Source organism: Streptomyces sp. NPDC002181, from assembly GCF_042890485.1.
Classification (GTDB): domain Bacteria; phylum Actinomycetota; class Actinomycetes; order Streptomycetales; family Streptomycetaceae; genus Streptomyces.
The window spans coordinates 292,208-312,187 of the sequence record NZ_JBIASC010000003.1; the positions used below are offsets into that span (position 1 = coordinate 292,208).

15 protein-coding genes and 1 pseudogene are annotated in these 19,980 nt (G+C 73.6%); 8 read left to right on the forward strand and 8 right to left on the reverse strand.

What is annotated here, in order from left to right:
- The first annotated feature begins 64 nt into the window (after positions 1–64).
- From ACFYXV_RS10690 to ACFYXV_RS10710, 5 genes are all read left to right on the forward strand, one after another.
- The gene (locus tag ACFYXV_RS10690; RefSeq protein WP_389382642.1) at positions 65–1,384 is read left to right on the forward strand and encodes an ABC transporter substrate-binding protein; all 1,320 of its coding nucleotides are present in this window, start codon (positions 65–67) and stop codon (positions 1,382–1,384) included.
- 10 nt (positions 1,385–1,394) lie between these two features.
- Complete coding sequence (locus tag ACFYXV_RS10695) at positions 1,395–2,342, forward strand: carbohydrate ABC transporter permease (protein ID WP_389382643.1); 948 nt, start codon at positions 1,395–1,397, stop codon at positions 2,340–2,342.
- Positions 2,335–3,207, forward strand: coding sequence for a carbohydrate ABC transporter permease (locus ACFYXV_RS10700; protein WP_385464520.1), 873 nt, complete (start codon positions 2,335–2,337; stop codon positions 3,205–3,207). The genes ACFYXV_RS10695 and ACFYXV_RS10700 overlap by 8 nt, the downstream gene beginning before the upstream one ends.
- Before the next feature lie 22 nt (positions 3,208–3,229).
- Positions 3,230–4,615, forward strand: coding sequence for a GH1 family beta-glucosidase (locus ACFYXV_RS10705; RefSeq protein WP_389382644.1), 1,386 nt, complete (start codon positions 3,230–3,232; stop codon positions 4,613–4,615).
- Between the two features lie 142 nt (positions 4,616–4,757).
- Complete coding sequence (locus ACFYXV_RS10710) at positions 4,758–5,675, forward strand: NADP-dependent oxidoreductase (RefSeq protein WP_385464744.1); 918 nt, start codon at positions 4,758–4,760, stop codon at positions 5,673–5,675.
- A gap of 51 nt (positions 5,676–5,726) precedes the next feature.
- On the opposite strand, the gene ACFYXV_RS10715 is transcribed toward ACFYXV_RS10710, so the two are convergent.
- The 6 genes and pseudogenes from ACFYXV_RS10715 to ACFYXV_RS10740 form a co-directional block, all read right to left on the reverse strand.
- The gene (locus ACFYXV_RS10715; RefSeq protein WP_389382835.1) at positions 5,727–6,656 is read right to left on the reverse strand and encodes a serine/threonine-protein kinase; all 930 of its coding nucleotides are present in this window, start codon (positions 6,654–6,656) and stop codon (positions 5,727–5,729) included.
- Positions 6,639–7,319: pseudogene (locus ACFYXV_RS10720) on the reverse strand (SPFH domain-containing protein); the annotation flags it as partial. The gene ACFYXV_RS10715 and the pseudogene ACFYXV_RS10720, both read right to left, overlap by 18 nt.
- 132 nt (positions 7,320–7,451) lie before the next feature.
- Positions 7,452–9,608 carry a discoidin domain-containing protein gene (locus tag ACFYXV_RS10725; RefSeq protein ID WP_389382645.1) on the reverse strand — a complete coding sequence of 719 codons (2,157 nt, stop codon included), beginning with the start codon at positions 9,606–9,608 and terminating at the stop codon, positions 7,452–7,454.
- A 346-nt stretch (positions 9,609–9,954) separates the two neighbouring features.
- Positions 9,955–12,897, reverse strand: a complete 2,943-nt coding sequence (locus ACFYXV_RS10730; RefSeq protein ID WP_389382646.1) for a poly(A) polymerase — start codon at positions 12,895–12,897, stop codon at positions 9,955–9,957.
- A complete protein-coding gene (locus ACFYXV_RS10735; RefSeq protein WP_389382836.1) occupies positions 12,897–14,762 on the reverse strand; it encodes an RNA ligase family protein in 1,866 nt (621 codons plus the stop codon). Before ACFYXV_RS10735 ends, ACFYXV_RS10730 begins: the two co-directional genes overlap by 1 nt.
- An 88-nt stretch (positions 14,763–14,850) precedes the next feature.
- Positions 14,851–15,483, reverse strand: a complete 633-nt coding sequence (locus ACFYXV_RS10740) for a TIGR03086 family metal-binding protein (RefSeq protein WP_385464507.1) — start codon at positions 15,481–15,483, stop codon at positions 14,851–14,853.
- Between the two features lie 99 nt (positions 15,484–15,582).
- Here ACFYXV_RS10740 and ACFYXV_RS10745 point away from each other — a divergent pair, with 99 nt between their 5' ends.
- Positions 15,583–16,557 (forward strand): helix-turn-helix transcriptional regulator, encoded by a 975-nt coding sequence (locus ACFYXV_RS10745; RefSeq protein WP_389382647.1) that lies wholly within the window; start codon positions 15,583–15,585, stop codon positions 16,555–16,557.
- 7 nt (positions 16,558–16,564) lie between these two features.
- On the opposite strand, the gene ACFYXV_RS10750 is transcribed toward ACFYXV_RS10745, so the two are convergent.
- Together ACFYXV_RS10750 and ACFYXV_RS10755 are read right to left on the reverse strand one after the other, a co-directional pair.
- The gene (locus ACFYXV_RS10750; RefSeq protein WP_389382648.1) at positions 16,565–17,215 is read right to left on the reverse strand and encodes an NAD(P)-dependent oxidoreductase; all 651 of its coding nucleotides are present in this window, start codon (positions 17,213–17,215) and stop codon (positions 16,565–16,567) included.
- 118 nt (positions 17,216–17,333) lie between these two features.
- Positions 17,334–17,774: a hypothetical protein gene (locus tag ACFYXV_RS10755; protein WP_389382649.1), complete on the reverse strand. Its 441-nt coding sequence runs from the start codon at positions 17,772–17,774 to the stop codon at positions 17,334–17,336.
- 311 nt (positions 17,775–18,085) lie between these two features.
- On the opposite strand from ACFYXV_RS10755, the gene ACFYXV_RS10760 reads away from it, so the two are divergent.
- Positions 18,086–19,111, forward strand: coding sequence for an NUDIX domain-containing protein (locus tag ACFYXV_RS10760; RefSeq protein WP_389382650.1), 1,026 nt, complete (start codon positions 18,086–18,088; stop codon positions 19,109–19,111).
- Between the two features lie 127 nt (positions 19,112–19,238).
- The gene (locus ACFYXV_RS10765; RefSeq protein ID WP_389382651.1) at positions 19,239–19,970 is read left to right on the forward strand and encodes a VOC family protein; all 732 of its coding nucleotides are present in this window, start codon (positions 19,239–19,241) and stop codon (positions 19,968–19,970) included.
- The last annotated feature ends 10 nt before the right edge of the window (positions 19,971–19,980 follow it).

Sequence of the window (19,980 nt, forward strand, 5' to 3'; positions counted from 1 at the left end):
CGCCACCCGGGCCGAGTACATCCGCCAGGCCTTCCCCGACCCTGCCGAAAGGGGCCGATCCGCCATGCGCAGAACCCGAGCCGCCGCTGCCGCCGTCACCGCCTGCCTGCTCGCCGCCACCGCCACCGCCTGCGGCGGCGGCACCGCGGACTCCGGCGGCGGCTCCAACACCGCCCCCGAGGAGCTCACGTACTGGGCCTCCAACCAGGGACCCGACCTCGCGGCGGACCAGGCGACCCTCGCCCCGGAGCTGAAGAAGTTCGAGGAGCAGACCGGCATCAAGGTCAAGCTCGAAGTCGTCCCCTGGTCGGACCTGCTGAACCGGATCCTCGCCGCCACCGCCTCCGGTCAGGGCCCCGACGTCCTCAACATCGGCAACACCTGGTCCTCCTCCCTCCAGGCCACCGGCGCCCTGCTCCCGTGGAACGCCGAGAACTTCGCCGCGATCGGCGGCAGGGACCGCTTCGTGGAGTCGGCCATCGGCTCGGCGGGCGCCGCCGGCCAGGACCCGGCCGCCGTCCCGCTGTACTCCATGGCGTACGCGCTCTACTACAACAAGAAGATGTTCCAGGAGGCGGGCGTGGCGAAGCCCCCGGCCACCTGGGACGAGATGGTCACCACCGGCCGCCTGCTGTCGAAGGACGGCAAGTGGGCCCTCGGCGCCGAGGGCGGAAACCTCGCCAACAACATCCACCAGGTCTTCGTCCTCGCCAAGCAGCACGGAGCGGACTTCTTCGACGCGGCCGGAAAGCCCGCCTTCGACTCCCCGGGCGCCGTCGACGCCGTCAAGCAGTACGTCGACCTGATGGCCAGGGACAAGATCATCGCTCCGGGCAACGCCGAGTACGCCCAGAACCAGTCCCTCCAGGACTTCGCCACCGGCAAGACCGCCATGGTCCTGTGGCAGAGCGCCGCCTCCTCCTTCAAGAGCCACGGAATGAAGGAGGGCGACTGGGGCGTGGCCCCGGTGCCGGTGCCCGCCGGCGGCGCGCCCGGCACCGGAGCCCACACCAATTCCATGGTCGCCGGCATCAACCTCGCCGTCTTCAAGAACACCGACAACATCGACGGTTCCCTCAAGTTCGTGAAGTTCATGACCGGCGACGAGGAACAGAAGGTCCTCAACAAGGCGTACGGTTCCATCCCGCCCGTCAAGGCCGCCCAGAGCGACCCCGCCTTCGCCACCGACGACCTCACCGTGCTCCGCACCACCCTCGGCACCAGCGCCGCCCCGCTCCCGCAGGTCCCTCAGGAGTCCCAGTTCGAGACGGCCGTCGGCACCGCCGTCAAGGAGCTCTTCGCCGACGCCGCGGCGGGCCGCCCCGTCACCACCGAGTCGGTCAAGGCCAAGCTCACCAAGGCCCAGCAGCAGATGGCGAGCTGAGCCCGGCCCGATGAGCACCGGAATCCGCACGATCGCCACGTCGGCACGTCTGCGCCGCAGTTCCCTGCCGTACCTGCTGCTCCTGCCCGCCCTGCTCCTCGAACTGCTCGTCCACCTCCTTCCGATGGTGATGGGCATCCTGATGAGCTTCCGCCGGCTGACCCAGTTCTTCCTCCGCGACTGGTCCCGCGCCCCCTGGACGGGCTGGGCCAATTACGAACTCGTCCTCGACGTCAACCGGCCCGTCGGCGAGGCCCTCTTGCGTTCCTTCCTCACCACCTGCCTCTTCACCCTGCTCTCCGTCGGCCTGTGCTGGCTGCTGGGCACGGCGGCGGCGGTGTTCACGCAGGAGAGCTTCCGCGGCCGCGGCTTCCTGCGGGCCCTGTTCCTGGTCCCGTACGCCCTGCCCGTGTACGCGGCCGTCATCACCTGGGCGTTCATGTTCCAACGGGACAACGGCCTGGTGAACCACGTCCTCCACGGCCAACTGGGCCTCGGCGGCGCCGAGCACACCTTCTGGCTGCTGGGCGACAACAGCTTCTGGGCCCTGCTGACCGTCTCCGTCTGGAAGGGCTGGCCGTTCGCCTTCCTCATCGTGACCGCCGCCCTCCAGAACATCCCGGGCGAGCTGTACGAGGCCGCCGCGCTGGACGGCGCGGGCATCTGGCGGCAGATCCACCGGATCACCCTGCCCTCGGTGGGAGCGGTCAACCAGGTACTGGTCCTGGTGCTGTTCCTGTGGACCTTCAACGACTTCAACACGCCGTTCGTGCTGTTCGGCAAATCGGCCCCCGAGGCCGCCGACCTGGTCTCCCTCCACATCTACCAATCGAGCTTCGTCACCTGGAACTTCGGCACCGGATCGGCCATGTCCGTCCTGCTGCTCCTCTTCCTGCTGCTGGTCACCGCCGGGTACCTGCTCGTCACGACCCGCGGAAGGAGGAACGGACATGGCTGACCACCGCGGCCGCCCCCCGTCCCCGCTCGCCCCGCCACCCTCCTTCCGCGCCGTCCGGGCCGTCTTCCTCACCCTGCTCTGCGGCTTCGTGCTGCTGCCCGTCTACGTCATGGTCACCAGCTCCCTCAAACCGCTCCAGGACGTCGCGGGCCGCTTCCGCTGGATCCCCAGCGGGCTCACCGTCCGCCCCTACATCGACATCTGGCACACCGTCCCGCTCGCCCGGTACTTCGTGAACTCCCTGATCGTGGCGGGCGCGGCCACCGCGGCCTCCGTCGTCATCGCCGTCTTCGCGGCCTACGCGGTCAGCCGCCACCGCTTCCGCGGCAGGCGCCTGTTCACCGTCACCGTGCTCTCCACCCAGATGTTCCCCGGGATCCTCTTCCTCCTCCCGCTCTTCCTGATCTTCGTGAACATCGGCAACGCCACCGGGATCGCCCTCTACGGCTCCCGCGGCGCGCTGATCCTGACCTACCTGACGTTCTCGCTCCCCTTCTCCATCTGGATGCTCATCGGCTATTTCGACTCGGTGCCCCGCGACCTCGACGAGGCGGCCACCGTCGACGGCTGCGGCCCGCTCGGCGCGCTCCTGCGCGTCGTGGTTCCCGCCGCCGTCCCCGGCATCGTCGCCGTCGCCGTGTACGCCTTCATGACCGCCTGGGGCGAGGTGCTGTTCGCCTCCGTCATGACGAACGACACCACCCGCACCCTCGCCGTCGGACTGCAGGGCTACTCCACGCAGACCGACGTCTACTGGAACCAGATCATGGCCGCCTCGCTCGTCGTCAGCATCCCCGTCGTCGCCGGATTCCTGCTGCTCCAGCGGTACTTGGTGGCCGGCCTCACGGCGGGAGCCGTCAAATGACCCCCTCGGCAGGAGCCGTCGCATGACCCTTTCCGAAACCCGTACCGGCACCGGCGCGGAGCCGGGCCTCATCGACCTCGCCGCGCTGCCCCGCCAGTTCGCCTGGGGCACCGCGACCTCCGCCTACCAGATCGAGGGCGCCGTCGCCGAGGACGGCCGCGCCCCCTCCATCTGGGACACGTTCTCCCACACCCCCGGCGCCGTCGACGGCGGCCACACCGGCGACACCGCCTGCGACCACTACCACCGCTGGCGCGAGGACATCGCCCTGATGCGGGAGCTCGGCACCAACGCCTACCGGATGTCCGTCGCCTGGCCGCGCGTGGTCCCGGGCGGAGACGGCCCGGCCAACGCCAAGGGCCTGGCCTTCTACGACCGGCTCGTCGACGGCCTCCTCGACGCGGGCATCACCCCCTCCGTCACCCTCTACCACTGGGACCTGCCCCAGGCCCTCCAGGACCGCGGGGGCTGGCCCGAGCGGGCGACCGCCGAGCACTTCGCCGCGTACGCCGGGCTCGTCGCCTCCCGCCTCGGCGACCGCGTCACCCAGTGGGCCACGCTGAACGAGCCCCTGTGCTCGGCGTGGATCGGCCACCTGGAGGGCCGGATGGCCCCCGGCTGGACCGACCTGACCGCCGCCGTCCGCGCCTCCTACCACCTTCTGCTCGGCCACGGGCTCGCCACCCAGGCCGTACGGGCCGCGGCCCCGGGCGCCCGCATCGGCATCGTCAACAACCTCTCCACCATCGAGCCCGCCACCGACGGCGACGCCGACCGGGCGGCCGCCGTGCGCATGGACGGCCACGTCAACCGCTGGTGGCTCGACCCCGTCCACGGCCGCGGCTTCCCCGCGGACATGCGCGAGGTCTACGCCGTCGACCTCCCCGAACGCCCCGGCGACCCGGCCGCCATCGCCGCCCCGCTCGACTGGACCGGCCTGAACTACTACTTCCCCCAGACCGTCGCCGCCGACCCGGCCGGCCCCGCCCCGTACGCCCGCCAGATCGACCGTCCCGGCGTCCCGCGCACCGGCATGGACTGGGAGGTCGACGCGGGCGGCCTCGAAACCCTGCTCATGCGCCTGACCGAGGAGTACGGGGCCCGGCGCATCCACGTCACCGAGAACGGCTCCTCGTACGCGGACACCGTCGCCGCGGACGGCAGCGTCCACGACCCCGAACGCGCCCGCTACCTGACCGGGCACCTGGCGGCCTGCGCCCGGGCCGCCCGCCGCGGCGCACCGCTGGCCGGGTACTACGCCTGGTCCCTCCTGGACAACTTCGAGTGGGCCTACGGCTACGACAAGCGCTTCGGCCTCGTCCGCGTCGACTACGCCACCCAGCGCCGCACGGTCAAGACCAGCGGCCGCCGCTACGCCGAGGTGATCGCCGCGCACCGGGCCCTGTGAGACCGCGGGTCCCCGCGCCGCGCCGGGCCCGCCCCGCTTCTCGGGGTGGGCCCGGCTTTTCGTGATGGGATGGGCGGGCGCTGATTCCACCAGCTCACGGCACGCGCTTGAGGGAGAGGTCGGGTAGATGTCCGAGGACACCATGCGGGCGATGGCGTACGAGACGTACGGCGGGACGGAGGTGCTCACCGAGACCCGGCTGCCCATGCCCAAGCTGGCCCCCGGCGAGCTCCTCGTCCGGGTCAAGTGCGCCTCGGTCAATCCCGTCGACTGGAAGATCATGGCGGGCGGGCTCGACCCCCTGATGGACGTCGTGTATCCGGTCGTCCCCGGCTGGGACGTGGCCGGCACCGTCGAGCGGGTCGGCATCGACACCCCCGAGTTCGCGGTCGGCGACGAGGTCATGGCGTACGCCCGCAAGGACTACGTGCACGGCGGGACCTTCGCCGAGTACGTCAGCGTCCCCGTACGGGCCGCGGCAGCCAAGCCCGCCTCGCTCAGCTGGCAGGAGGCGGCCGGCCTGCCGCTGGCCGGCCTCACCGCGTACCAGCTGCTCACCCGGCTCGCCACCGGCAAGGACGACACCGTCCTCATCCACGGCGCCGCGGGCGGGGTCGGGTCCTTCGGCGTGCAGATCGCCCGAGCGCTGGGCGCCCGGGTCATCGGCACCGCCTCCCCGCGCAACCACGACCGGCTGCGCGAACTGGGCTGCGAGCCGGTCGAGTACGGGGAGGGCCTGGTCGACCGGGTGCGCGCGCTGGCCCCCGACGGGGTCACCGTCGCGGCGGACTTCGTCGGCGGGGTCCTCGACGTCACCCAGGCGGTTCTCGCGAAGGGCGGCCGGCACGCTTCCATCGCCGACCCCACCGTGCTCGGCGCGGGAGGCCAGTGGATGTGGGTCCGGCCGGACGCCGAGGGGCTGGCCGAGCTGGCCCGGCTCGCCGACGGCGGGCAGCTCAAGGTCACCGTCGCCAAGACCTTCCCGCTCGCGCAGCTCGCCGAGGCCTTCGAACTCAGCCAGACGGGCCGCACCGCCGGAAAGATCGTCCTGGAGGTCTGAGGCAGCTCTGAGGCGGGTCTGAGGCAGGTCTGAGGCGGGTCTGGGGTTGCCTCAACCTGCCGTCACGGTCGGCAGGCTGTGCAGGTCGACCATGGTCCGTACGGCCGGGGGCAGCCAGTCCCCGGCCGGCTTGCCGTCCCCGCCGCCCAGGCGCTCCAGGATCTGCGCCGGGGTCGGCCGGGCCGCCGGGTCGGGCGAGAGGCAGGACCCCACGATCGCCGACAGGTCGGCGGGCAGCAGCCGCAGGGCCGGCTCCAGCGCCGCCCCCGGCGGGAACGGCGCGGCCCCGCAGGCGTGGCCCAGCACCATTCCGAACGCGTACGCGTCGACGGCCGGGGTGAGCGGCGCCCCCGTCAGCTGCTCCGGGGCGAGGAAGCCCCGGGTGCCCACGAAGTAGTCGGTCCGGGTCAGGGCGGTGGCGTCCAGCGCCCGCGCGATACCGAAGTCGATCACCCGCGCGCCCGTCTCCGCGATGATGATGTTGCCGGGCTTCAGGTCGCGGTGGACGATCCCGCAGGCGTGGATCCCCTCCAGCGCCTCGGCCACTCCCAGCGCCAGGGTGCGCACGGTCCGGGCCGGCAGGGCGCCGTGTTCCCGCAGGACGGCGGCCAGGGACGGGCCCGGGATGTACTCCGTCACCAACCAGGGCTGTTCTCCTTCGGACGAGGCGTCCACCACCTGCGCCGTGTGGAAGCCGCCCACCCGGCGCACGGAGTCGATCTCCCGGGCGAACCGCCTGCGGAACCCCGGATCAGCCGCCAGGTCGGCCCGTACGACCTTCACCGCCACCCGCCGCTCACCGGGTGACAGCCCCAGGTAGACCGTCCCCATCCCGCCCTCTCCGAGCCGGGCGGTCAGCCGGTAGCGGCCGAGGCGGCGGGGATCGCCGGGCAGCAGCGGATCGTGCCGCACGGGCTGCACGGGGACCGGGGCCGGAGCCGCCGCGTGGGCGGAGCGGCGGTGGATCTCCGCGACCGCCACGTCGCTCTCGGCCCGCAGGATCGCCGCCTGCTTCTCCCCTTCGGCGCGCAGGATGCCGGCCTGCCGCACGCCCTCGGCCTGGAGGATCGCGGCGCGCTTGTCGCGCTCGGCGCGCATCTGCCTCTCCATCGAGTCCTGGATGGAGGTCGGCGGTTCGATCGCCTTGAGCTGGATGCGGTTGACGCGGATGCCCCACTTGCCGGTGCTCTCGTCGAGGACCCCGCGCAGGGCCGCGTCGATCTCCTCGCGGGAGGTCAGCGTCTCCTCCAGATCGAGGCCGCCGACGATGTTGCGCAGGGTGGTGACGGTGAGCTGCTCGATGGCCTGGATGTAGCTGGAGACCTCGTACGTCGCCGGACGGGGGTCGGTCACCTGGTAGTAGACGACCGTGTCGATGGTGACGACCAGGTTGTCCTGGGTGATGACCGGCTGCGGCGGCAACGGCACGACCTGTTCGCGCAGGTCGATGCGGTTGCGGATCGAGTCGATGAACGGGACGACGATGTTGAGGCCCGCACTGAGGGTGCGCCGGTAGCGGCCGAAGCGTTCGACGATGGCGACGCTGGCCTGCGGGATCACATGCGTGGCCTTGATGGCCAAGGCCACCAGGACGATCAGGAGCAGGGCCGACGCGATGAACACCGGTGACACTGACACAGCCATTGCATCCTCCGTGCGCGCACGCTCTGCCGGAAGCGAATTCTGACAGAACGCCCTTGCCCCGCGCACCGGTTGGCCGATGCCGGCCATCGGCTCCGGAATACCGGGGTCTCCCGGAGCCGATGGGGGCGGAGGTCAGGGGAAGGAGACGACCGTGGACGGGGTCGTCGACGTTCCCGAGGTCGGGGCGCCCGTGGTGTTGATGACGTGCTCGTACTGCCCCTTGCCGCCCAGCGAGACCACGAGCAGGTCGTGGAACTTCACCCCCGGTTTCACCGGTGCCTGGAATCCGTGGTCCTGACGGATCGTCGGATTCACGTTGTAGTAGCAGTAGCTGCCCAGGCCCCACCCCTCGTGGACGGTCACGGAGTCGGCCACCTTGTACGCCGCGTAGCCCTTCGTGGAACCGTTCTGGATCGCTGCCTGGTCGGGGGCGTCGTACGCCTTCTCGTTCTGGTAGAAGACCGTGCGGCCGCGTTCGCCGTTCCACTGGACGTCGTACTTGTTGAAGTGCTCGACGAACAGCCCGGTGGCCAGTACGTCGTCACCGTTGACGCGGAACCCGTAGTCGGCGCGGTTGGTCTCCCAGCCCACCCCGTCCCCGTGGTCGGCCCGCCAGATCCAGGTGTGGTCGACGATCGTGTCGTGGTTGTTGATCACCATGCCCACGGTGGCCTTGCCGGGGCCGGCGCCGCCGACCCGGATGAACACGTCCTGCACGGTCGTCGGGTTGGCGCCGTGGTCCGTGGCCGTTCCGGCCGGGCCGACCTCCAGCAGGCTCGGCGAGTTGACCGGGCCCGCGTCGATCAGGAACCCGGCGAGCCGCACCCCGTCCACGTCGGCGACCCTCATCGCGGTCACCCCGTTGTCGGGGACGAGCGTGGCCAGGCCGAGGCCCAGGACGACCGTGTCCGCGCGGTTCACCTGGAGGGTCTGGTCGACGTGGTAGACGCCGGGGGTGAAGAGCAGGTGCAGGCCCTGGGCCAGAGCCTGGTTCATCGTCGCGGCGGTGGTGCCCGGCTTCACCACGTAGAAACGGCTCAGCGGGAGCGAGGTGCCCTGCGGCGCGCCGTTGCCCCAGGAGGTGCCGCGCGCGTTCTCGCGCTTGGCCGGGACGAAGACCTTGTACTCGGACCCGTCGAGGTAGAGGAAGGGCTTCTCCCGGGAGACGGGCGTGGTGTCGAGCGTGGTGTACGGCGGGTTGGGGAAGGACTGGGCGGGCGCGCCCTGGACCCCGGAGAAGACCTGGTTCCAGACGCCGTTGCCCCAGCCGCCGATCGAGCTGTCGCGCGTGTACCACTGCTGCTGGGAGTAGTTGCCGACCTGGCCGTCGATCTTCGAGTCGGCGATGTAGCCGCCGGATGCCCAGCCGAAGCCGTCCGGGGCGAGGTTGAGCCCGCCCTTGACGTGCATCCGGCGGAAGGGCGCGGCCTGGGAGACGGCCCACCGGTCGGTGCCGTTCACGGGGTTGAGCGCGAGGTTCTCGGCGGAACGCCAGAAGTTCTGGGTGGCGTTGCCGCCGAACCAGCCCGCGTCGACGGTCACGTCGCCGTTGATGGTGGTGTCGTCGGGGCTGAGGCCCAGACCCGAGACGGAGGTGTAGAAGCCGATCTGGGCGTTGAGGCCGTTGTACGTGCCCGGCTTGAACAGGAACTGGTAGCGGCCCGTGCCGAACTGGGCCGACTCCTGCTGCCGGAACACCTCGTCGAGCCTGCCCTGGATGTTCGGGGTCGACGGGTCGAAGACGATGACGTTGGGGCCGAGGTCGCCGCCGCCGGGGAGGTCGGGCCCCCCGCCGGAGGTGCCGAAGACCTGGAACTCGTACAGGGAGTAACCCCATTCGGTGGCGCGCTGGGTGCCGTACACGCGGACGTAGCGGGCGGTGCCGCTGACGTCGTGGGTGGCGACGCCGCCGGTGGCCGCGGTCGTGGAGTAGGCGGTGCTCCAGGCCGCGCCGTCGGTGGACAGCTCGATCCGGTAGGCCTTCGCGTACGCGGTCTCCCAGCGCAGTACGACCTGGCTGAGCCGGGCCGGGGCGCCCAGGTCGACCTGGATCCACTGCGGGTCGGCGAACTGGCTGGACCAGCGAGTGGCGTTGTCTCCGTCCACGGCGCCGGAGGCGGGTGTGCCGGCGTTCTCCTGGCTGGAGGCGGTGACGGGTCTGCCCTGGGACAGGAGGACGGGCGCGGCCTGGGCGGCGCTGCCGGGGAGCAGCACGAGGAGGGCCGCGATCAGGACCGTGGTGAGGGCCGCCGCGGTGAGGCGTGGTGGATGGTAGGAGAGGCGGGGCATGGGGGGCACTCCTGACGTCTTGGATCCGGGGGATCGAAGCGTGAGTGAACTGCGCCGCCGAGAGGACCGTCAAGAGGTTCAGCGTTCATGAAGTGAAGGCCGGGAGGTGTGTCAACTGGCTTTCATGCCTGTGAACTTGGGGTTTCTTCAATCCTTGTGAAAAGTGTTGACGAAAAAAAGGGGCAGGGCTCTACTGAGGCTCCTGACCGCTCCGTCCCGCCGCGCCTGCTGGGCGGGACGGAGCGGTCAAGGTGGCCGGGGGGTTCGGGGCTGTTCGGGGAATGACCTCGATCCCGGGGGCGGATGCTGCCGTGCGTTCGCTACTTGTCGGCCGCGAGCACCCGGTTCAGGCAAGGGTGGGGACCGCCCCGCACTCCGCCCACGTGACCTCGACCCCCGGGAGGGCCGGCGCCCACGGGGCGCAGAGGGCGGCCAGCCGGGCCGCGTCGGGCGGCGTGGCGCCGAGACCGATCGCGTACCGGGCCGCGGTGTCGCCGAGCTCGAAGGGGCGGGGCCAGGCGTGCGCGCCCCCGACGCCCCCGGCCTCCAGGGCGCCGAGCAGGGCGCGCATCCGGCCCCGCATCCGCCCCAGGGACTCCTCGAACTCCGGGGGAGTGGCACCCCGTACGGTGACCACCGCCCACGCCGCGTGCCGGCGGTGCAGCGGCGGCGGACCGGCCTGCGGGCACTCCCACGCCTCGTACAGCTCCCGTACGAGCAGGTCGCGCAGCGCCGGGCCGACCTGCGGCGTACAGCTGCGCACCGGCTCGGAGGGAGTGAGGACCGTGACCGGGTCGCCCGGGCCCGGGCCGGCACTGCGGCCCGGTGACGTGGACGGGAAGGGTCCGCGCAGGGCGATCGGGTCGCGCCAGTCCCAGGCGGCCCAGGTGCCGAAGAACTCCCGTAGCAGGGCCGCGGGGGGCAGGTCGCCGGCCTCGCGGACCGTACGGGCCGCGAGCACCGCCCAGGCCAGCCCCGGCAGCCCGCCGAACGGCGCCGAGTCCAGGCCCCGGGCGCGGGCCCACGCCTTGACCTCCCGGGCCAGCCCGACGAACTGCGCATGCCGCTGGCCGCCCACGAAGTCCCGTACCGCATCGGCGTCGCCGACCGCGCCGAGCGCGACCGCGGCCGCCTCGCCGAGCTCCGTCCGCCGCCGCACCGCCTGCGCCGGATCGACCGCGCCCGTGCCGACGACCACCAGGTCCACGTCGAGACCGGACGCGCGCAGCCGCAGCCCCGGCACCCGCGCACCGACGACCTCCCGCAGCCGCTCCGCCTCCGGGAGCGCTGCCGCGACCCGCTTGCGCACCTCCGCGATCCCGGCGGCGCCCGGGAGTGCGGCGATCAGGTCGAGGTCGGCTCCGGGCAGGGCGCAGCCCATGCGGCGGGACCCCGCGAGGTGCACCGCGCCGTCGCCCAGTGCTCGCGCGATCCGGGCGGTGAGGGCCTCGGCTCCGGCCGCGCCGTCAGCCACGCCGTCAGCCGCGCCGTTGGCCTCCGCCCCGGCGGCCCCGGCTGCGGCTGCGGCCTCATGGGTCGGTGGTGCCCCGGGCGCCGGGTCCGGGACCCACCGCCACGCACCCGTGCCGAGTTCCACCGTCGCCCGTACCCGCATCGGCCCGTCCCCGCGCCGGGACAGCACCGCCAGCTCCCCGACGCGGGCCGCCGTCCCGCTCCCGGTCCCGCCGAGTCGCGCGGTGAACTCCGCCAGGGCCCGCTGCGGGTCCCTGCTGCGTCCGAGGGTCAGGTGCGGGGTGAAGCCGTCGCGCCCCCGGCACCCCGGGAACCGCTGCGCGAGCCCTCGCCGCAGCCGCTGCCACGGCTCGTCGCCGGCCGCCGCCGGGTCCAGCCACAGCGTGGCGTCCTCCCGGTGCCCGAAGCTGTGCACTCCCGCGAGCCGGGCGGTGAACGGCGCCGTCTGCCCGGCCACTTCGGCCAACAGGGGCAGGGCCGCCTCGAAGGAGGACTCCGGAACGAAGCCGAACAGCAGGTTCACGTGAGCCGGCCAGCGGCGCGCCGCCGGGTCGTGGTCGCGGCGCAGCTCCTCGACCACCGGATCGTGCGGCGCCAGCCAGGCCACCGCCGTCCGCGCGGTCGCCCGTACGTTGAGCACCGCGCGGCCCTCGCTCCCCTCCGCGAAGTCCACCACGGCCTCCACCCCGAAGTGGTCGGAGATGTAAAGCCCCTCCGGACCGGGTGAGTCGCCCCGCAGCGCGGCCTCCCGCACCCGCGCTCCGGCCGAGCGCAGCAGGACCCGGTCCAGCCGTCCGGGCCGCCCCGACAGCGAACCCACCGCGGCCAGCGGGTTGGTCACCGGATCGAAGGTCGGCGTGGTGTCCCGCGCCCCGTGCGCTTCGGTCCAGGCATCCCGCATGCCCAGCGCCGCCGCCGGGCCCTGAGGTCCGCAGCGGCCGTCGTTGAAATCGCCGAGCAGCGCCACGTCCGCCTCGACACCGCTCAACCCCTCGCTGATCCGGGCCAGTTCGTCGCCGCGCCGGCCGGCCCCGTTCTCCGTGTGATCACTCGTCAGATGGACGGAGGCCACGACGAGCGGGCCACCCGCCGTGTCCACGGCCACCGCCGCGACCGCCTTGTGCGGACCCAGCAGGTGCAGCCCCGCCTCGCGTACGGGCAGTCGGCTCAGCACCAGCAGCCCGCTCGCTGCCACGTCCTTGCCGCGCGGATCCGTGCCCACCGTGTATCCGGCGCGCACCCAAGGCTGCGCCAACAGCATGTCGAGCAGGGCCGGTTCGACCTCCTGGAGGGCGATCACATCCGCGTCGGCGGCCGCCAGGTCGGCCAGCAGCATCGGCCTGCGCCGGGCGGTGTCGATGCGCGGGGCGTCGTACCGGTCCCACAGGGTGTTCCAGGTCAGCAGCCGTACGCACCCCGACCCCGACCCCGACCCCGACCTCGGTCCCGACCCCGGGACGGGCTCCGGTGCCACGGGTCCGGTCCCGGCCGGACGCCAGGCGCCGCCGCCCGCCGGATCCCACGCGTGCGGGGTCCGGGCGGTGAAGAACGGGGCGCGCAGCAGCCGCGGTTCACTGATCCGTCCGGCCTCGGTGGAGTCGATGCGGTCGACGCCGCTCGCCCGGTCCCAGACGAGCTCACCGTCGGCCTCGACGAACAGCACCCGGTGCCAGGGGATGTCGCCGCCCGGCACGAAGGAGGGCAGCGGGACGCGCTTCGGCGGGGCCCCGCGCTGGTGCAGCCCGAAGACGAAGCGGGCCGGATCGAAGCGGGGGTCCCAGCGGACCTGGTGGTAGAGCTCCTCACTGGTGCGCATCAGCCGTCCTCGCCCACGGTCCCGCCCACGGTCGCGCCCGCGGCTGCGGGCGTCGTCGTCTGCGCCGCGGCCCCGATGGTCCCCGCCGTGTCCTCGACCGTCCCGCCCGCCCCGACGTACCGGATGCGGTGCGCCGCCCCCTGCCCCGGATACGGCGGACTGAACCGGTGCAGCTGGGTGGTCAGTACCTCCGCCGGTACGGGATGGGTCCGGACGGCGTTGCGCCGGACCAGTTCCGCCTCCTCGACCAGCACCACGACCTGGGTGACCAGCGCGTCCCGGCGCCGCGCGACCGCACCCGCCGACCCCCGCTGCCGCTCGGTGAGCGAGGTGGCGTCCCACACCACCGTGCCCCCCGTGCCCGCCGCCGCGGCCAGCGCGGCGTCCAGCCGGTCCAGGCCCTCGCGCAGCACGTCGGCGTTGGCCCGCTGGTCCGACCGGGAACCCCGCGCGGTGCGCAGATCGTCGAGACTGATGTACGCGGCCACGCCCGGCAGACTCCGGGCGTACGTGCTCTTGCCGCTGCCCGAGGGACCGCACAGCTGCACCAGCCGCGGGAAGCTCCCGTCCCGCCACCGCCAGGTCGCGGCCACCGCCTCCCCGGCGGTGGAGATCCCGCCCCGCCCGAACGCCTCCCGGGCCTCCGCCCAGCAGCGGTCCGCCGCGTCCGGACCGAGGTCGCCAAGGGCCTCCCGCAGCCCCTCGCGCAGCGGCCCCAGCGGATCGGTTCCGAGCAGCCCGGCCTCCTCGGCGTACAGCGCGGACCACTCGACGCGCTCGCGGGCCTGCGCGTCACCCGCCGCCGCCCCCGCCAGCGCGTGCAGCACCCCGAGATCGGCGGCGACGGCCATCCGGGCCAGTCCGGCCCGCCGCCCTTCGTCCGGGAACGGCCGCTGCAGGTACGGGTGGAGCCCGACCAGGTCGGCCACCCGCCGGGCCAGCGGCATCCCGAGCGGCCCCGCCGCCGACCGCGCCGCGATCCGGGCCCGCGGCGCGCGGTGCAGTACGGCGGCCAGTACCCCGGCCAGGCGGGCCTCGCCGGTACGGCCCGCCGCGTCGAGCCGTCCCGCCACCTCGGCGACGACCGGCTCGACGCCCGCGACGGCCGGCTCGACCGCCGCGACGGCCGGCTCCACTCCCGCGCGGTACGACTCGCCCCGGCCGACCGGAGCGGACTCCAGGCCGACGGCGGCCGCCAACTGTCCCGCATCGGGCTCGGAACCCGAGCGCACCGCCCACAGCGGGGCCCGCGGACCGAGCCCGTTCGCCACCACCTGCGCGTACATCCAGTGCGTGTCGGTCTGCACGTGGCCGCCGCGCACCCACTTGGCGACACACCGCCCGAACTCCGCCCGCGCGAAGGAGGCCACCGTCCGTACGACGTACCCCTCCTGCCGGGTGGTGTCGAGCCGCAGCCTGCGCAGCGCGCGCTCGTCGAAGACGCCCCGCCAGAGCACCCGCGGGGTGGGGACCCCGAGGCCGTGCAGGAAGCTCACGGTCCGGTCCCAGTCCAGGCAGTGCTCCCCGTCCCACACCGAGAACCCGTAGAACCAGCTGTCGAGGTCCTCGTACGGGAGCGAGTGGCGTGCGTACAGGTTCTCCCCGCAGACCCGCCACCCCGCCGGTATGCCGGCGCCGATCCGGCTCTGCAGGCCCTTGACCCAGGCCCGCGAAGGGTGGTGGCCGGAGTCCGGCGAGCGCGCGTGCAGCCCGTCCGCGTACAGGGTGGTGTTCTCCCCGTCCAGCTTCTCGGTGACCACGACCTCGCGCCCGGCCAGCGCCGTGAGCCCGGCGGCCCGCACGTCGTCCGCCGCCGCCCCGGGGGACCAGGGCAGGTGCGGGGTGCGGGGGTAGTGCGTGCGCATGGCCGGCTCCAGCTCGACGACGGGGTCCGCCGTCACTCTATGTATCCGAAGCCGGGCCATCCACCCAATAACCCCCGAACCCGGTCCCTCAGGGCCGGCGTCCTGCCCAGGCCACGAGCCGGTCGATGGCCGGGGCGCCGGGGTCCACGGCCACCACCTCGGCGAAGGGGATCCGCCCGCCGCGGGTTTCGGCCGGCAGCGCGCGGCGTACGACGCCGATCACCCGCTCGATCAGGGCCGGGTCCCACTCCGGGGCCTGTCCGGTCGCCGTGGCCAGGTCCCAGGTGTGCACGGTGAGTTCGTGGGTGTAGACGGCCGCGGCGGCCGCGCCCGGCAGGACACCGATCGGCAGGCGCAGCTGCCGGCCGAGGATGTCCGGATCTCCCCACACCTCCGCGATCTCGCGGGCGCCCGGTTCCCAGGCCGCCGCCCATCCGCCGTCGGCGATCTCGTCGGCGAAGGACGGGACGCTGAACGGGTCCTCGCCGCGCCCGATCACCGAGATCCGGCGAACCACGGCGACGAGGTGGCTCGACAGCCGCCGGACGTCGAACTCTTCGCAGGGGGTCGGGGCGTCGTACTGCTCGGGCCTGACGGCGGCCAGCGTACGGCCCGCCAGCTCGACGGCGGCGGCGAGGTCGGCCCGGGGATCGAAGGAGGAGGGAGCGGCGGTGCCGGTGGAGTCGGACGCGGTCTCGATGAGCTGCTCGGTCTTGTTCATGGGTTCATCCTGAAAGGGAAAGTGGCCACCTTCTGGCCAGTTTCCCGAGGAGAATGAAACGGCGACGACGAGGAAGCCCGCACAGGAGGAAAGAGGCACATGAGAGCCGACCGGCTGGTGGCGACCCTGCTCTTCCTCCAGGAGCGCGGCCGCGTCACCGTCCCCGAAGTGGCCGCCGAACTGGAGGTGTCCGAGCGCACCGCGCGCCGCGACCTGGAGGCCCTGGCCGCGTCCGGCATCCCCGTCTACTCGCAGCGCGGCCGCGGCGGCGGCTGGTCCCTCGTCGGCGGGGCCCGTACCAACCTCACCGGACTGACCGCCGACGAGATCCGGGCGCTCTTCCTCGTCGCCGGCCCCCTGTCGGCCACCCCCGAACTGCGCACCACTCTGCGCAAGCTGGTCAGGGCCCTGCCGCCGACCCTGCGGCCGCATGCCGAGGCCGCCACCCGTGCCGGAGTCGTCGACGCCACCGACTGGTCCCGCAACGCCCTCACGGCCGACGCCGCCCACCGCACGGCGCTCCAGGGCGCCGTCGTGGACGGGGTACGCGTCCGGCTCGGGTACGCGGGCGTCGGCAAACCGGCCGGCGAGCGGACGGTCGACCCCCTCGGGCTCGTGGCGAAGGCCGGGGTGGACTACCTCGTCGCCGGTACCGAGAAGGGCTTGCGCACCTTCCGGCTCAGCCGGGTCACCTCCGTCGAACCGACCGGCGAACCGGTGGTGCGGCCGCCGGACTTCGACCTCGCCGCGGCGTGGCGGGTGCTGTCCGCGGCCTTTCAGGACGGCATGTACGCGGTGACCGCGCGGGCCCGGGTCCGCCCCGACACGCTGCCCCTGCTGCAGCGCTTCCTCGGCGGCCGGGTGCGCGTCGGCGGCCAGCTGCCCGACGGCTGGACCGAGGTGTGGGTCGACGGGCCGGCCGCCCGGGCGCTGGCAGGGCATCTGGCAGGGCTGGGGGCGGGGGTCGAGGTGCTGGAGCCGCCGGAGGTACGCCAGTGGCTTGCCCGGATCGGCGCCGAACTCACGGGGACGTATGCGGGGGAGGAGGCGCCGGACACGCCGACCGGTCGGTAGCCGCCGGTCAGTAGCCGATGGTGAACCGCTTCCCGGAATGCGCGTCGCGCTCGATCTCGTCGACCAGGGCCACCGCGTAGTCCTCGGTAGAGATGCGGCTGAGACCGTCCTCGTCCACGACCAGGTCGTCGAGGGCCAGCCGGTACGTGCCCGTCCGCGCGCCCGGCGCGATCTGCGCGGCGGGGCTCAGGCAGCTCCAGCGCACCTCCTCGACGGGAACGGTCCGCAGGAAGTCCAGCGCCTCACCGTGGGCCCGCATGAGCGCGCGGACCGGCTCCGGGATGCCCGGCGCGTCCCGGACCAGCGAGCCCTCGGGGGTGCGCAGCGAGCCGGCCCCGCCCACGACGATCACCCGGGGACGGGGCAGGTCAGGGCCGGGCGTGCAGACCCCGCCGATCAGGGACTTGGCGGCGCTCACGAGGACGGCCGGGTCTGCGGCGCCGGGGCCGACGGCGCTGACGATCACGTCCCGGCCGGCGGCCGCGTCGGCGACGGAGTGCGGATCGAGGACGTCGCCCTGCATCACCTCGGCTCCGGAGTCCGCGAGCTTCTCGGGATCGCGGACCACCGCGGTGACCTCGTGGCCGCGGTCGAGCGCTTCTCGCAGGACACGGGTTCCGATGGTGCCGGTCGCGCCGAACAGGGCGATCTTCGCCATGGCGACTCCCTGGGGGTGGAGGAGGTGCGGGCCTCGGGTCGGACCCGCGCCGCCCATCCAAGCGAACCCGTTCCGCGCGCTCCGGAAGCCGGGCCGAATCCACACGGATGATCCACATCTACCGGCACAGGGCGACGATGGACGGGTGGACGGTGCCCTTGGCGGCCTCGCACAGGGAGCTCATGTCGTACGGACGCGGCTGCGCGGGCCGGGGCTTCGGCGGTACGGGCGGGTGCTTGCGGGGTTTGGGCGCCGGTGCCGGGCGTACGGGCCGCGCCGGCCGGTCGGGTGCACGCTCGCGGTTGCGGGGCGGTGGAACCCGGCCCTGCGATTCGTGGGCGGCGGCCGACGCGGGAGGCTCGGGCGCGGGCGGGGCCGGAGTCTGCGATGCGGGAAGCCGCCCCAACGGCAGTGCTCCGGCGACCGCTTCCGGCCCGGCGGCCGGCGCCGTACCGGCCGCCTGCACGGGGCGTTCGGGCCGTACGGTCACGCACCCGGCGGTCAGCGCCACCGCGGCGAGGATCAGGGGCAGGGGCAGGGCCGCCCGGCGTAACAGCATCCGCCCACCCTGCCGTATGGCGGCCGCCGGTACCTACGTACGGTCACACACACGAGTGACGGACGGCGGACTCACGGGGGCGCCGAGGGGCGCGGTGGCGTGGCGCGGTGGTGCGGTGGCGTGGTCGGACCGGCGGGTTTCAAGCCGCCAGTCCGCGAGAGGAACGTACCAGCGAAGGCGTAACAAGGTAATAAGGAGGTATGGGGTCGGTAAAGCGGTGGTCAGCGGCCGCGCGGGGGGAGCGGCGTAACCCCGTGACGGCAAGGGCTGTTGCACAGGCCGGGGGTCCATCCACGGTGAACGGAGTTCCGATGCCGCAGCTGACCGACGAGGCCGTGAGCGAAGACGAGGACGGGGGTGCCGGAGGCCGGCCGGGCACCTTGATGACACCGCAGGAGTACGGGGCTTCGAGGGCCGCGCTCTGGACCGGAGCCGTCGTCCTGGTCACCGACGCGGACGGCCGGGTCCTCGTCCAGAGCGTCGACTACCGCCCGGACCGGCTGCTGCCCGGCGGCGCCGTGGACGCGGGCGAGTCCCCGGCCGCCGCCGCGGCCCGCGAGGTGCGCGAGGAACTCGGCGTCGACGGCCGCTACCCGCGCGGGCTCGCCGTGGACTGGATCCCGGCCGACACCCCCGGCATCCCGCCCGAGATGGGATTCCCGGGCGAGATCATGCACGTGTACGACGGCGGCACCTGGACCCCCGAGCGGATCGACGGGATCCGCCTCCCGGCCCAGGAGATCACCGCCGTCCACTTCGCCGAACCGGCCGACCTCACCGCCCTGATGGACCCGGGCGACGCCCGCCGCGCCCTGTCGGCGCTGCGCGCCCGCATCAACGGCGGCGGCCCCGCCCTGCTGGAGGACGGCCGCCCCACCCTGGCGACCGCCCTGGACCGGCTCGGGGTCCTGCGCACCCGCCGCACCCCCCTCCACGGCACCTGGCACCCCGGCCCGGTGCCCGCCGGGCCGCCCGTACGGGAGCCCTCGGCCTGGCTGTTCGCCCCCGACGGGCGGGTCCTGCTGCTGATCTCCCGCACCACGGGCTCGGCGCACCTCCCGCCCCCGGTGCCGGCCTGCGTGCCGCTCGGCTACCGCCACGCCGACGGGGCGGTCCATCCCCGCACCGTGGCCCGCCTCCCCTCGCCGCTCCCGGCCGGCGACCCGGGGTACGCGCGCCTGCTGGCCACCCCGGAGCAGGTCCGCGAACTCACCGACTGGGGTCCGGCCGGCCACGCCGAACTGGCAGCGGTCCACGAGGCCCGCAGCCGCCTCGCCCTCCCGCCGTCACCCCGCACCCCCCTCACCGAGCTCCCGGAGGAGGACCCCGACCACTGACCAAGTGGCACGCCCGGCCGTGCCGCGGCGAAAACCCGGGTGCGGCCGCCGCACGGCGCCCCTAGGCTGCGCCCGCGGGGCGGCCGGGGCGCCGTACCGGCCGTCGGCGAATCGGAGATGCACGGGCATGACCAGTCGACTGTTCGCGATCTGCTTCAACGCGACCCGGCCGTCGGGCCTGGCGCGGTTCTGGTCCGGGGTCCTGGGCTGGGAGACGGCGGACGGTGCGGACGGCGCGGACGGCGGCGCCACGGTCCTGCCCCCCGGTGCCGACGGGTTCCGCATCCGCTTCCTGCCGGGCGGGGAGCCGAAGACCGGCCGGAACCAGGCGCATTTCGACCTGACGAGCACCTCCCGGGAGGATCAGGAACGCACGGTGGCCAGGGCGCTGGGACTCGGCGGACGGCACATCGACGTGGGCCAGCTCCCCGAAGAGGGTCACGTGGTGCTCGCCGATCCGGACGGCAACGAGTTCTGCGTCATCGAAGCGGGCAACAGGTTTCTCGCCGACACCGGCTTCATCGGCGCACTGGCCTGCGACGGCACCCGGGAGGTCGGCTACTTCTGGAGCGAGGCACTGCACTGGCCGCTGGTCTGGGACCAGGACCAGGAGACCGCGATCCAGTCGCCGGACGGCGGCACGAAGATCACCTGGGGTGGCCCTCCGGTGCCGCCGAAGACGGGCACGAACCGGCTGTACTTCGAGCTGGCGCTCCTCGCCGGCGCCGACCTGGGGGCCGAGATCGACCGCCTGGTCTCGCTCGGCGCGACGCGGGCCGACCCCGGCGGGGGCGACGGCGGCCGGGTGCTGATGCTCGACCCGGACGGCAACGAGTTCGCCGTACGGGGGCCCCGGTAGCGAACGGGCC

Bases quoted from the DNA above. Each gene is read 5' to 3' on its own strand.
- ACFYXV_RS10765 (WP_389382651.1), top strand. From the start codon at position 19,239: ATGACCAGTCGACTGTTCGCGATCTGCTTCAACGCGACCCGGCCGTCG.
- ACFYXV_RS10725 (WP_389382645.1), bottom strand. From the start codon at position 9,608: ATGCCCCGCCTCTCCTACCATCCACCACGCCTCACCGCGGCGGCCCTC.
- ACFYXV_RS10755 (WP_389382649.1), bottom strand. From the start codon at position 17,774: ATGCTGTTACGCCGGGCGGCCCTGCCCCTGCCCCTGATCCTCGCCGCG.
- ACFYXV_RS10740 (WP_385464507.1), bottom strand. From the start codon at position 15,483: ATGAACAAGACCGAGCAGCTCATCGAGACCGCGTCCGACTCCACCGGC.
- ACFYXV_RS10695 (WP_389382643.1), top strand. From the start codon at position 1,395: ATGAGCACCGGAATCCGCACGATCGCCACGTCGGCACGTCTGCGCCGC.
- ACFYXV_RS10735 (WP_389382836.1), bottom strand. From the start codon at position 14,762: ATGCGCACGCACTACCCCCGCACCCCGCACCTGCCCTGGTCCCCCGGG.
- ACFYXV_RS10710 (WP_385464744.1), top strand. From the start codon at position 4,758: ATGCGGGCGATGGCGTACGAGACGTACGGCGGGACGGAGGTGCTCACC.
- ACFYXV_RS10750 (WP_389382648.1), bottom strand. From the start codon at position 17,215: ATGGCGAAGATCGCCCTGTTCGGCGCGACCGGCACCATCGGAACCCGT.
- ACFYXV_RS10730 (WP_389382646.1), bottom strand. From the start codon at position 12,897: ATGCGCACCAGTGAGGAGCTCTACCACCAGGTCCGCTGGGACCCCCGC.
- ACFYXV_RS10760 (WP_389382650.1), top strand. From the start codon at position 18,086: ATGCCGCAGCTGACCGACGAGGCCGTGAGCGAAGACGAGGACGGGGGT.
- ACFYXV_RS10745 (WP_389382647.1), top strand. From the start codon at position 15,583: ATGAGAGCCGACCGGCTGGTGGCGACCCTGCTCTTCCTCCAGGAGCGC.
- ACFYXV_RS10690 (WP_389382642.1), top strand. From the start codon at position 65: ATGCGCAGAACCCGAGCCGCCGCTGCCGCCGTCACCGCCTGCCTGCTC.
- ACFYXV_RS10705 (WP_389382644.1), top strand. From the start codon at position 3,230: ATGACCCTTTCCGAAACCCGTACCGGCACCGGCGCGGAGCCGGGCCTC.
- ACFYXV_RS10700 (WP_385464520.1), top strand. From the start codon at position 2,335: ATGGCTGACCACCGCGGCCGCCCCCCGTCCCCGCTCGCCCCGCCACCC.